Below are 13,082 nucleotides of genomic sequence, written 5' to 3' on the forward strand. Positions count from 1 at the left end.
CCTATCCCCTTTCTCCTCCCTTTTCGACAACCGGGATATCACCGTGTCTTCATCACCCTTCCGCAGACGCGTGCCAGCGGCGGTCGTACGCCGCTGGCTCGGTCGTGGCGGACTCGTTCTCTCCCTCTCCCTGTTGTCGCAGGTGGTCGTGCCCTCGGGCTACGACTTCGCGGCACAGGCTCAGTCAGCGGCGTCCCGCAAGCTGGAGGACCGGCCCGACGCGAAGATCGACAAGGTGGGCGTGCTCAAACCGGGCACATCCAAGGCACCCAAGGACAAAGCCGTCCCGGCCGTCACGCAGACGCGTGAGCGGCTGAAGCGAGCTGCCTGGCCGACGGCCAGCAAGGCCACCGCCGAGGTCCCGGTGGTCGGCAAGGCGTCCGTCGCCGTGGGCGGCCTGGGCCTGAAGCTGGCCCAAGTGCCAGCGCCCAGGGCCGCGCAGCGCAAGGCGGTCGCCACGGGTCCGGCCGCGCGGGTGACGCTCGACGTCCAGTCCCGGTCGGCCGCGCAGAAGGCGGGTGTCAGCGGTGTGCTGCTGACCGTGGCCCCGTCCAAGACCGCGTCCGCCATCGGCACCGGAAAGCTTCGGGTCTCGCTGAGCTACGCCTCGTTCAAGGACGCCTACGGTGGTAACTTCGGCCCCCGGCTGCGCCTGGTAACGCTGCCGGCATGCGCGCTGACCACGCCGCAGAAGAAGGCGTGCCGCACCCAGACCCCGGTGGCGGGTGCGGACAATGACGCCGCGGCGCAGACCGTGATGGGCACCGTCTCCGCCCGCACGCCAATGCTGCTGGCGGCGTCGACCGACGGTTCGGGCAGCGGTGGCGGCAGCGACTACAGCGCCACCTCGCTCTCCCCGACCTCGACCTGGGAGGCTGGCGGCAGCACGGGTGACTTCACCTGGAACTACCCGCTACGGGTTCCTCCGGCGACCGCCGGCCCGTCACCGAACCTGTCGATCTCCTACAACTCCGCCTCGGTGGACGGCCGTACGGCCGGGGAGAACAACCAGACATCGGTGATCGGTGAAGGCTTCTCGCTGACCGAGTCCTACATCGAGCGCAAGTACGGCTCGTGCAAGGACGACGGGCAGACCGGCAAGGGCGACCTGTGCTGGAAGTACGCCAACGCCACCCTCGTCCTCAACGGCAAGGCCGTCGAGCTGGTCAACACATGTGCGGACAAGACGGCCTGCGACAGCGCGGCCTTGTCCCAGGCCTCCGGCGGGAGCTGGAAGCTGAAGAACGAGGACGGCACTCGCGTCGAACATCTGACCGGGGCCACCGGCAACGGTGATGACAACGCCGAGTACTGGAAGGTCACCGACGCCTCCGGCAACCAGTACTTCTTCGGCAAGCACCGCCTGCCCGGCTGGAGCGACAAGGGCACCACCGACACCTCCGACGACGACCCGGTCACCAACTCCGTGTGGACCGTGCCGGTCTTCGGCGACGACTCCGGCGAGCCCTGCTACAAGTCGACCGGCTTTGCCGACTCCTTCTGCAACCAGGCATGGCGCTGGAACCTCGACTACGTCGTGGACACCCACGGCAACGCCTCCACGTACTGGTACACCAAGGAGACGAACTACTACTCGAAGAATGCCGACACCACGGCCAACGGCACGAGCTACACCCGAGGCGGCTACCTCAACCGCATCGACTACGGCCTGCGCAACGACCTGCTCTACAGCAAGCCGGCCGCGCAGCAGGTCCGCTTCGCCTACGCCGAGCGGTGCCTGTCCTCGTGCACGAGCCTGACGCCGACGACGAAGGCCAACTGGCCCGACGTGCCCTTCGACATGATCTGCGCGTCCGGCACCAAGTGCACCACCCAGATCGGCCCGTCCTTCTTCACCCGCAAGCGCCTGACGGACGTGACCACGTCGGTGTGGACCGGCAGCGGCATCACACAGCGGGACGTGGACACCTGGCACCTCGACCAGGACTTCCCCGACACCGGTGACGCCTCCTCGCCGAGCCTGTGGCTGAAGTCCATCCAGAACACCGGCAAGGCCAACAGCACCGCGGCCGCGATGCCGCCGATCGTCTTCGGCGGCATCCAGATGCCCAACCACGTCGAAGGCAGCGGCCCGGACACCCTGCGCTACATCAAGTGGCGCGTGCGCACCATCAAGACCGATACCGGCTCGACCATCACCGCCAACTACTCCGACCCCGACTGCGTCTGGGGTTCGAGCATGCCGACGAACATCGACAAGAACACCCGCCGCTGCTTCCCCGTCAAGTGGTCCCAGTCCGGGGCGACGCCGGTCACCGACTGGTTCCACAAGTACGTAGTCACCTCGGTCTTCCAGGACGACCCCTACGGCCACGGCGACACGGCCGAGAAATACTACGACTACCAGGGCGGCGCGGGCTGGGGTTACGCCGACGACGAAGGCATCACCAAGGTGTCCAACCGCACCTGGTCGCAGTGGCGTGGCTACGACAAGGTCGTGGAGACCTCCGGCGACACCGAGGGCCCGCGCTCGAAGAAGTCCACCCTCTACATGCGCGGTCTGAACGGCGAGAAGGAACTCGACGGCACCCCCCGCACGGAGAAGGTCACCGACTCCACCGGCGCCGCCATCGACGACTCCCGCCAGTATGCCGGTTTCATCCGCGAAACCATCATCTACAACGGTGCCGACGAGGACAGCGGCACCATCAACACCCCGTGGTCGTACCGGACCGGAAGCCACACCTACAGCTGGGGCACCACCGATTCCTGGATCGTCCAGGCCGGCGAGACCAGCACCCGCACCAAGACCTCCACCGGCACCCGCACGGTCAACCAGAAGACCACGTACGACACCACATACGGCATGCCGATCACCGTGGAGGACAGCGGCGACACCGCCAAGAGCGGTGATGAGTCCTGCGTGCACACCAGTTACGCCCGCAACACTTCGGCCTGGCTGGTGAACCTGGCCTCGCGCACCGAGACGTACTCGGTGCCGTGCACGACCATCCCGACGATCCCCGACGACGTCGTTTCCGACGTCACCACCGCCTACGACAACCAGGCGGTCGGGGTGGCGCCAACCAAGGGCGACAACACCGCCTCCTACCGGGTCGCGAGCTACGGCGCGGTCGACAAGAAGCCGGTCTACCAGCAGGTCGCCGGTGCCACCTACGACAAGCTGGGCCGCCCGCTCACCGCGACCAATGCGCTGAACCAGACGGTCCGTACCACCTATGTCCCCGACGACACCGGCTACGGCCCGCTGACGTCCAAGACCACCCAGGACCCCAAGCTCTACACGACCACCACCGTGGTGGACCCGGCGTGGGGCACCGCCACCAAGTCCACCGACGCCAACGGCAACGCCACCGAGTGGGCTCTCGACGCGCTTGGTCGCCTCAAGTCGGTCTGGAAGCCGGACCGTTCACGCTCGCTCGGTGACGCCGCCAGCATCATCTACGCCTACGGTGTCAACAACGACAAGGAGACCTGGATCCGCACCGACGCCCTGAAGGCGGACGGAAAGACGTACAACAGCTCGTACGAGATCTTCGACGGTCTGCTGCGGTCCCGGCAGCAGCAAGTCCCCGCGCCTGACGGCGGCCGGGTGATATCCGAGACCCTCTACGACGACCGCGGCCTGGCCTACGTGGCCAACTCCCAGGTCCACGACAACAACGCGCCCTCGGGCACCCTGGCCAACACCTTCCAGGGCTCCGTCCCCGCCTCCACCGAGACGGTCTTCGACGGCGCCGGGCGCGCCACCGAGTCGATCTTCCGGGTCTACGACCAGGAGAAGTGGCGGACCAAGACCGACGACCAGGGCGACCGCGTCGCCGTCACCGCAGCCGTGGGCGGCACCGGCACCCTGACGGTCAATGACGCCCGCGGCCGGGTCACCGAGCGCCGCGAGTACGGCGGCCCCAACCCGACCGGCAGCGACTACACGCGCACGCTGTACGAGTACACGCCCGGCGGCCAGCTCAAGAAGGTGACCGGCCCCGACGGGGCGGTGTGGACGTACGACTACGACCTGCGCGGCCGCAGGACCGTCTCGACCGACCCGGACAAGGGCAGGAGCGACACCACCTACAACGACACCGACCAGCCGCTGACCGTCACCAGCACCCTCGACGGCACCTCGCGCACCCTGATCACCGACTACGACGAACTGGGCCGCAAGACGGGTACCTGGGACGGAGTCGAGGACGACTCCCACCGCCTGACCAAGTTCACCTACGACAGCCTCGCCAAGGGACAGCCGACGGCCTCCATCCGCTACGTCGGCGGCACCACCGGCAAGATCTACTCCCAGGTCATCACCGGCTACGACGCACTCGGCCGCCCCAAGGGGACCAAGACCGTCATCGCCGCCACTGACCCCCTGGTCGTCGCCGGTGCACCGCAGACATTCACCACGTCGACGACGTACAACATCGACGGCACCATCCAGTCCACCTCGATGCCTGCGGCAGCCGGCCTGCCCGCCGAGACCGTCACCAACAGCTACAACGGCCTCGGCATGCTGACCGGCACGGACGGCCTGACGGACTACGTCCAGAACATCGGCTACTCCCCGTACGGCGAGATCGAGGAGACCCGCCTCGGCACCTCCACCGGCGCCAAGCAGCTCCAGATCCTCAACCAGTACGAGGACGGCACCCGCCGCCTCGCCAACACTCACACCGTCGACCAGACCAACACCGGCTACACGAGCGACGTCGACTACGTCTACGACGCCACCGGTAACGTCAAGTCGGTCACCGACAAGGCGAACGGCAAGGACACCCAGTGCTTCGCCTACGACGGTTACCGCCGCCTGACCGAGGCCTGGACCCCATCTTCCAACGACTGCTCCACCGCCCGCTCGGCGGCCGTCCTCGGCGGCCCGGCCCCGTACTGGACCAGCTGGTCCTACAAGCCCGGTGGCCTGCGTGACACCCAGACCGAGCACAATGCGACGGGCGACACCAAGACCAGTTACGGCTACCCAGCCGTCAATGCCAACGGGACCGGCCAGCCCCACACCATGACCTCGGTCACGGTCGACGGCGGTACCGCCAAGTCGTACGAGTACGACGAGCAGGGCAACACCACCAAGCGTTACAGCCCCACTGGCACCGCGCAGAGCCTCGACTGGGGCATCGAAGGAGAGCTGACCCACCTCACCGAAGGGTCGAAGAACACCGACTACCTGTACGACGCCAACGGGGAACTCCTGATCCGCCGCGGCCCCAGCAAGACCATCCTCTACCTGGCCGGCCAGGAACTCCACTACGACACCGCCGCCAAGAACTTCACCGCCCAGCGCTACTACCCATCAGGCGACGCCACCGCCGTCCGTACCGAGACCGGCCTGTCCTGGATGGTCGACGACCACCACGGCACCGCCTCGATGACGGTGGACGCCACCACCCAGGCGGTCGCCCGCCGCTACATCAAGCCGTTCGGCGAAGAACGCGGCGCGACACCGCCGGCATGGCCCGACGACAAGGGCTTCCTCGGCAAGCCCGCCGACGCCGACACCGGACTCACCCACGTCGGCGCCCGCGAGTACGACCCGGCCACCGGACGCTTCCTGTCCGTCGACCCGATCCTCGCCCCAGACGACCACGAATCCCTCAACGGCTACGCCTACGCCAACAACACCCCGGTCACCAAGTCCGACCCGACCGGCCTCAGGCCGATCACGGACTGCGAGATCGGGTGCAGCGACGGCAAGGGCGGCGCGTACCGGGACTACATGACAATGGGTCCCAACGGGACGTGGGTGTACCACTCCACGAAGACGTACAGCACGACGGTCGAGTACCGAGCCTCGAACGGCGCCACCGGCACCGGGAGCATGACCATCACGGTGCACACGGACGGCGGCGTCAAGTCGGCGCAGATAGTGTTCAAGAAGGGTCCCGAGCCGGAACCTGAAAAGAAGGAGCAGCCCCGATTTAACTTGCTCGCGGGTAGCTACCCTGTCCCGGCCAACCAGAGTGCCAAGGACCTCCTCACCGACCGGCCCAAGCTCGCCACCTGGCAGAAGGTCGTACTGGGTGTCATCACCGCCGTGGCGGTGGCGGTGGTCGGCGCCCCGGTCGTCGCGGCCGCCGGACCGGAGATCACCACGGCCTGTCTGGCCAATCCCGCGGGCTGCGCCGAGGTCGTGGCCGAGATCGGGACGGGCGGCGCCGCGGGCGGAAGCATGCCGTCCGGCTCCGCGTACGGCGGCGCGGCGAACGCCGCCAACGGGGTGCGTCTCGGGAAGCAACTGGAGTACGAGGCGGATGCGGCCGCGGCGTCCAAGATGTTCACTACGGACGGAGACCTCACTGCGGAGACCATCGCGCGTTCCCACAAGATCCAGGAAGGAACCAAGATGAAGAACCCGCACTTGGAGGAGTACTTCGCGGCGCACGGCGGAGCCGAGCAGTGGGGCAAGTACGGCACCCCGCGCCTCAACACTCCCGGAGGCGAGGGAACGCTCGACATTCACTTCTACAGAAACAAAGTGACCGGAGAGATCTACTACTACGACTACAAGGTGAAGCTGGGCGGAGGTGACCGAAGTTGAGAGTTCGCTATCTGGGCGTTCCGGACACGCCGCCCGACCCGCTCGACGGCAGGTACTACTTCACTCCGGAGCAGGAATACGTCGTACTCGAACTCCATGTCCACAGCGACGGGTCCTTCGAGCTGCGCATCGAGCATTCGCCGCGCGACCTCGCCGGTCTGTTCGACGGGAAGTACTTCGAGCAGGTGTCCGATGTCATTCCGTCCCAGTGGAGCGTGGAGATTCATCCCTGGGGCGGGCTGAGCATGGGCCCGAAGGAATGGATCGAGGGGGACTTCTGGGAGCGCATGATGGAGCGCGATCCGGATGCGGAAGCCGCCTTCGCGGCGGTCCGTGACGCGATCCTGGCAGAGGATCCGATCACCTGATCCAGCGACCTCCGCGCCCGGTGTGGACGTCCCTTCATGGACGTCCACACCGGGCATCCGCATTGTTGCGGAACGAGTTCGCCGCCGCCCGCCGCGACAACGGCCCCGAGGCCGCGCTCGCCCTCCTGGGGGAGAGCCACCCGCACCCGACCCCCGCTCAGCCGCAGCGCACCTTGGCCAACAGCACCACAGGCGCCCGCCTCCACCCCTACGCCGACCTCCAACCCGCCGGCACCCGCTCCGCCGACCTGAAGAAGTTCGGCTACACCAGCCCGGGTTCGGCGGGATGAGCGCCCGTCGGGGGCGCATCGCCCGCCCTCACCCGCGGCCCTGTCCTGCAGGCCCGTCACTCGGGCAGCGGGCCCGCCAGTGCCTTCTGGTGCTGCATCCGGGTCAGCCGCAGCACGAGGGCGATGGCGAGCAGTGCGCTCACGATGTCGACGCTGTCGGAGAACAGCATCGTGCCGGCCGCGTGGTGGAGTTCCGAGGGGGTCTTGGCGTGCCGGTCCGCGGTGAAGGCGGCCCGGTCGGCGGCGAGCGAGAGGATCCACAGCCCCCACCAGGCGTTGACCAGTGCGTGCGAGGGACGCCGGCCCCAGGGGGTGCTGGCGTCCCAGATGTCGAGGGTGACCCGGCGCGGGAACCAGAGGTTCGCGACGGGGACGAACCAGCCGCCGATCGCCCAGCCGCGCGCCTTGCTGTGGGCGGACTGGTCGAACACCTCGGCGTTGACCCGTACCCGGTAGAACCAGCAGAGGTACACGGCGATGGCAGCCACCAGCGTGGCGACCTGGGCCAGGCCCGCCACACCGGAGAGGGTGTCGGCGCGTTCGGCGCGCCGGACCATGTCGGTGCCGGCGACACCCTTCATGAGGTCGTCCGTGACGTCGATCGACACGAGGTCCGACCAGACGGCTGCCAGGTCCGCGGCGACGACGAGCCCGAGCGCCGCTGCGGCGGCCCGCCCGAGCCCGACCGGTGATCGCAGCCAGGCCGTGGGGGCGGGAGGCACGTAGGGCACGGCCGCGGGAGGCGGCGGGTCGGACGGGGCCGGTGCGACGGCGCACTGGGCGCACAGGGTGTCGTCGGGCTTGGCGGCGTAGTGGTCGCAGCGGGCACAGATCATGCGGGTCCCCCGGGAAACGAGCGAGAAGAGCGAACGAGAAAGGCGAACAAGAAGCACACAGAGGTGAAGTCGCCGTGCACAGCCCTCCCCAAGGCATCACACAGCCTCCGGAAGATACGTTTCCTCGGCCCCATACGTCCACTTCGATCCCGCCTGGCGCATCGGGGCCCGCCGAGCGCCCGCCGGCCACGCCTCGACGACCGATCACACCACGAAGAGTCGCACAAATATTCGAACAAGGTCTACGGTGGAGGCGAGGGAGCGCCCGAGGGACCGAGAGGACACCCGAGGCGCCTGGTGCACCCAGGGAGCGCGGGATGACCACACGGCAGCGGCACATCGCCCACCTCCATCTGCACGGCCCGCCGACCGAGGACCGGTACGGCGACGCGGTCGAACTGATGCGCGGAGTCACGCCGCACACCCAGGCCGTCCCGCCGGACGCCGTCCACCTCGATCTGACCTCGGCACTCCGGTACTTCGACCTGTCCCCCTACGACGTGGTCCAGCTGGCGAAGATCCGGCTGAAGGCGCTGTACGGCATCGACAGCAGCGCGGGGCTCGCGGGAAACCGCATGCTCGCGACCATGGCGGCCGACGCGTCCGCGCCGGGGGAGACCACCTGGGTCCCCGCCGAACGGGCCGCCGAGTGGCTGCGTCCCCGACCGGTCACCGCGCTGCCCGGCATCGGGCGCGCCACGGCGGCCACCCTCGCCAGACACGGCCTGCACACCATCGGCCAGATCACCGCGCTGCCCCCGTCGACCCTGCAACGACTCCTCGGCACCGGCCAGGCACGACTGCTGGCCGAGCGCGCCCGGGGCCACGACCCCCGCCCGGTCACCCCGAGGGAGCCGGCGGCGCATCTGAGCGTCGACCTCGTGTTCGACCGCGACTGCCTCGACCCCGCGGAGCAGCACCGGGCGGTCCTGGAGCTCGCCGACCAGACCGGCCGGCGCCTGCGCGGCGAGGCCCAGGTGACCGGTCGGCTCACCCTCGTCGCGCGATACGCCGACCGCAGCTCCACCACGCGGACCCGCGCGCTGCCGGAGCCCACCGACCACTTCCCCGCCCTCGCCGACACCGCCCTGGGCCTGCTGGGCACCCTCGGGCTCCAGCGCGCACGAGTGCGTTCCTTCGCGATCCGCGCCGACGACCTCTCCCCGGCAGGCACCGCCCACCGTCAGCTCTCCCTGGACCCTCGCGACATCCGGGCCCGCGCGGTCGAAGCGGCCGCGGACCGGGCCCGCCGGCGCTTCGGCCCGCAGGCCGTGCGCCCCGCCGCCCTGACGGACGGCCACCGGGACCGAGGCCGGACCCCGACCTCGACCCCGCCCTCGCCCCCGAGGTAGCCGGACCGGCCGACTGGACAGATCCGAGTAGACACGGTGCGGCACTCGCTGCCCGCGTCCGTGCACATCGCGCTGCGCTCGACCGTCCGAGGCGTACAGGGGGCTCACGAGGTCGACATCAGGTCGTGTGTGCGACAACCGGCCCCTGCCGCAGGGCGGATGATCCTCGCTGGTCCCCACTGGTCCTCACCGGCCGTTTCCCGCCGCGCATGCCGGCCGAGGGTTGCCCCTCCCCGGCCGTCGAGGTCTGGTCCTGGCCGAATCTCGACCCTTCGATGTGCGTGTCGGCCGTACGGGAGTGTCCGCGGACAGGAGCGAGCCCCCGTGCACGAGATGCACGGGGGCTCGCCCGCCGCCGGTCGCGGGACCGGGACGGAGGTGGGGGTGGGGTGGGATCAGCCGACGCTCACGCCGTACGCGCTGAGCGCCTCGGTGACCGGCTGGAAGAAGGTCGTACCGCCGGAGCTGCAGTCACCGCTGCCGCCGGAGGTCAGACCGTAGGCGGTGCTGCCCGAGTACAGAGGGCCGCCGCTGTCGCCGCCCTCGGCGCAGACCGTGGTCTGGATGAGGCCGTAGACGATGTCGCCGCTGCCGTAGTTGACCGTGGCGTTCAGCGCGGTGACCCTGCCGCTGTGGGTGCCGGTGGTGGAGCCGCGCCGGTAGACGGTGGTGCCGACGCTCGGGGTGGCGGCACGGGTGATGCTCTGGCTTCCGACCGCGCTCGGGTGCGCGACGGAGGAGTTGGTGTAGCGGACCAGGGCGTAGTCGTTGCCCGGGAAGCTGTAGCCGACGTTCGTGCCCAGGACCGTGGTCTTGCCGGAGTTGGAGTACCAGGTGGAGGCGACCTCGCCGCAGTGGCCGGCGGTCAGGAAGTAGTAGGTGCTCCCGCTGTGCACGTTGAAGCCGAGCGAGCAGCGGTACTGGCCGCCGTAGATGGCGTCGCCGCCGGAGATCAGCTTGTTGAACCGGCCCGTGGTGTGCTTGATCGTGAGGGCCGAGGCGTTGCCGCCCGCCGCCTTCTCGATCTTCGCGATGTCGGCCTGGGAGACCCTGCTGTCGGCGGTGACGACGACACGGCCCGTGGCGGCGTCGACCGACCAGGCGGTGCCCGCGATGTCGGAGGCGAGCACCGCGTCGCTCGCCTGGGCGAGTTGGTTCGCGCTGAAGGTGTGCGCGGCGCTCGCGCTCGCGTTCGCGGTGGGGACGGCGAACGCGGCTGCGGCCGCGAATCCGGTGACCACGGCGAACAGCCGGGTCCGTCTCGCGAGACGACCGGTGGGGCTCGTGGGGGTGGTGCGCTTGATCCTCACTTTTCGTTCCCTCCAAGGGAAGTCGGGGGCCCGCGTGGGGATCGGGGGCCCGTGAGGCGCAGCCAGGGGCGAGGCTCGGCCGGCTGGCCAAAGTCGTGCCCCTGACAAGCGCTGTGGGGAGTATTCGGCCGCCCGGCCGACGGGCACAAGGACGCTTTCGGCCGTGCAGCGTTCAACTGACCCAGGTCCCGGGGAGGGTGGGGAGGGCGGGGTGGGGATCGCGGGACGGCCCTCAGCGCAGGGTCCGCTCCCCCGCCTCGATCGCGACGCCCAACGTGTTGCCGGGCGGGGGGAAGGGGCAGACGAAGTGGTCGCTGAAGGCGCACGGCGGGAGCAGGGCGCGGTTGAGGTCCACCGTCGTGCGCCCGTCGCCGTCCGGCGCGGGCGGGCGCAGGAACCGGAAGCGGTAACTGCTCTCCCGGCTGGTGGAGTCGGCGAAGACGGCCCACAGCGAGCCGTCGTCGTCCACCGACACCTGGAGCGTGAGGTCCTGCTCGTCCAGGGTGAACGCGAGGACACCGCCGAGGGCGAGCCCGCGGTGCCGCCCGTCGGCGTTCTCCACGTGCACCGTGCGGTGCTCCCCGTACGGGGTGAAGTGGCCCTCGACGATCCAGCGCGGGTCGTGGGGTGTGGCGTCGATGCCCTTGAAGGCCCGGCGTGCCGGGGCGGCGGGGTCGTAGACGCGCACCCCCCACTCGCCCTCGCGCACGAGGACGACCAGCCGGCGCTCACCGGTCGCGACCCGGGCCGCGGTCACCGGGCCCGGGTCGGCCTCGAGCCGGACCCTCCCGGTGAACGGCTCGCCGTCGAGGGTCAGGCCGTCGTACTCGGCGGCGGTCAGGAGCACCGCGCCGTCGTCGGCGGTCCATCGCCCCGGGACACCCGGGACCTCCCCCTCGGGGCAGTCCTCCAGCCAGTGGGTGCCGGTCAGGGCGAGCGGCCCATAGGGCGCGGACACCTGTGCGGTGCGGTGCTCGTGCCACTGCTTCCACTCGTCGGATGCGTCCGTCGTCATGTGAGGAACCCTCGCACACGACGGGCCCCGTCCCGGCGCACGGGCGCGACGCGATGGCGGTGCGCCGCCGGGGCCGGCGGCCGCTCAGCAGCCGCAGTCGCACCCGCAGTCGCAGCAGTCACAGCCGTCGCAGCAGTTCCCGCAGTCGTTGCCGCACGAGCAGCACTCCCCACAGCCCTCGCAGCAGTCGCAGCAGTCACCGCAGTCCTGGCAGAACCCCTCCTTGCGCTGCCTGGTCCAGGGGTCCTCATAGGTTCCGCAGCACATCTGGCAGGTGCAGGCGAGGCCCAGCCAGACGGCACAGCCCGCGAGCAGTCCGCGCCCCCGGCGGGGCGGCCGAGGCGGCCCACCGGGGCCGCCCGGGCCTGGGGGGCCGCCGGGTGCGTGCGGGTCGCCGGGCGGGTACGGGCCGGTGGGCGCGTGGGGTCCGGACGGCGCCGGTCCGTACAGCTCGGGCGGGTGCGCGCACGACGTCGTACCGAAGGCGCGGTCCACGGAGTTGCGCAGTTCGTGCGCGAGCAGGACATGCGCGAGGTGCCCGTCGGTGAACTCCGCGTCGCGCAGCGCGAGACGTATCCCGCGCAGCGCGTCGTCGGCGAGACGGCGCGCCTCGGCCAGGGAGGTCCCGGTGGCCGTCAGCGGGTTCCAGGCGCCCGACGCGGCGTCGGCCTGCCTGTCCTCCACCGCGTCCAGCAGATGCGCGAGCCGTCCGAAGAGCCGGCCCGCCTCGGCGAGCGGCCCGGCGTTGCCGGGGCGCCCGGCGAGGACCGCGGTGTGCGCGAAGGCCGCGGCGGTGGCGGTCTCGGTCGGCTCGGTGACGGTCAGCAGGGGGGTGCCGGGACCGGCCAGGGCCTCGATGCCGGCCTGGCGGTCCACGGCCGCCACGAGCACGGCGGTGTCGAACCCGACGTCGGAGCCGGTGCGCGCTCCGGCGCTGTCCCACCGCGCGGCCACCCGGCGCGCGGCGAGGGCCATCGGGCGGCGCGCGAGCAGTCCGTCACCGTCGGCGAGGTGGTCGCGCATCTTGGCGGAGGCGAGCACCAGCGACACGGCCGCCGCGAGCCGCGCCCCCTCGCCCCGTGCGACGGAGGCGGTGCGCATGCCGCGCAGCGGGCAGGGCCCGGCGGTGCGCCGGCCCTCGGCGGCCGGGCCCGTCTGAGCCTCCGTCAGAACCGAGACGAGCAGGCCGTCGTAGTTGGTGACGAGCCGGGCGAGCTGCCCGTGGTCGCCGCGCAGCGCGAGGCACAGCCCGCAGAGGTGCGCCATCCACTGGCTTCTGAGCCCCTTGGTCAGTCGGTGCCGACAGGGCCGGACCATCCCGAACACAAAACTCCCCCGTGCCTGGTACGACGTTGAGCTGTGGCAGCGTAACTGCCCCC

8 protein-coding genes are annotated in these 13,082 nt (G+C 70.2%); 4 read left to right on the forward strand and 4 right to left on the reverse strand.

What is annotated here, in order from left to right:
* Window positions 1-43: 43 nt before the first annotated feature.
* From AB0C59_RS05165 to AB0C59_RS05175, 3 genes are all read left to right on the forward strand, one after another.
* Entirely contained in the window at window positions 44-6,532 is a 6,489-nt protein-coding gene (locus AB0C59_RS05165) for an RHS repeat-associated core domain-containing protein (RefSeq protein WP_363001151.1), read from the forward strand.
* On the forward strand, window positions 6,529-6,900 hold the full coding sequence (locus AB0C59_RS05170) for a hypothetical protein (protein ID WP_363001153.1): 372 nt from the start codon (window positions 6,529-6,531) through the stop codon (window positions 6,898-6,900). Before AB0C59_RS05165 ends, AB0C59_RS05170 begins: the two co-directional genes overlap by 4 nt.
* Window positions 6,901-6,962: 62 nt before the next feature.
* On the forward strand, window positions 6,963-7,190 hold the full coding sequence (locus tag AB0C59_RS05175; RefSeq protein ID WP_363001155.1) for a hypothetical protein: 228 nt from the start codon (window positions 6,963-6,965) through the stop codon (window positions 7,188-7,190).
* A gap of 56 nt (window positions 7,191-7,246) precedes the next feature.
* On the opposite strand, the gene AB0C59_RS05180 is transcribed toward AB0C59_RS05175, so the two are convergent.
* Window positions 7,247-8,026, reverse strand: a complete 780-nt coding sequence (locus AB0C59_RS05180; RefSeq protein WP_363001157.1) for a DUF4328 domain-containing protein — start codon at window positions 8,024-8,026, stop codon at window positions 7,247-7,249.
* 317 nt (window positions 8,027-8,343) lie between these two features.
* Here AB0C59_RS05180 and AB0C59_RS05185 point away from each other — a divergent pair, with 317 nt between their 5' ends.
* Entirely contained in the window at window positions 8,344-9,378 is a 1,035-nt protein-coding gene (locus tag AB0C59_RS05185) for an ImpB/MucB/SamB family protein (protein ID WP_363001159.1), read from the forward strand.
* 395 nt (window positions 9,379-9,773) lie between these two features.
* Here the strand turns inward: AB0C59_RS05185 and AB0C59_RS05190 are convergent, their stop codons facing one another.
* From AB0C59_RS05190 to AB0C59_RS05200, 3 genes are all read right to left on the reverse strand, one after another.
* Complete coding sequence (locus AB0C59_RS05190) at window positions 9,774-10,688, reverse strand: S1 family peptidase (protein ID WP_363001161.1); 915 nt, start codon at window positions 10,686-10,688, stop codon at window positions 9,774-9,776.
* Window positions 10,689-10,920: 232 nt separating this feature from the next.
* On the reverse strand, window positions 10,921-11,703 hold the full coding sequence (locus tag AB0C59_RS05195) for a DUF1684 domain-containing protein (protein WP_363001163.1): 783 nt from the start codon (window positions 11,701-11,703) through the stop codon (window positions 10,921-10,923).
* An 84-nt stretch (window positions 11,704-11,787) separates the two neighbouring features.
* Window positions 11,788-13,029: a DUF5685 family protein gene (locus tag AB0C59_RS05200; RefSeq protein WP_363001165.1), complete on the reverse strand. Its 1,242-nt coding sequence runs from the start codon at window positions 13,027-13,029 to the stop codon at window positions 11,788-11,790.
* Between the last annotated feature and the right edge of the window lie 53 nt (window positions 13,030-13,082).

Origin of the sequence: Streptomyces sp. NPDC048664 (genome assembly GCF_040650555.1) — a bacterium.
In the GTDB taxonomy this organism is placed as follows: Bacteria; Actinomycetota; Actinomycetes; order Streptomycetales; family Streptomycetaceae; genus Streptomyces.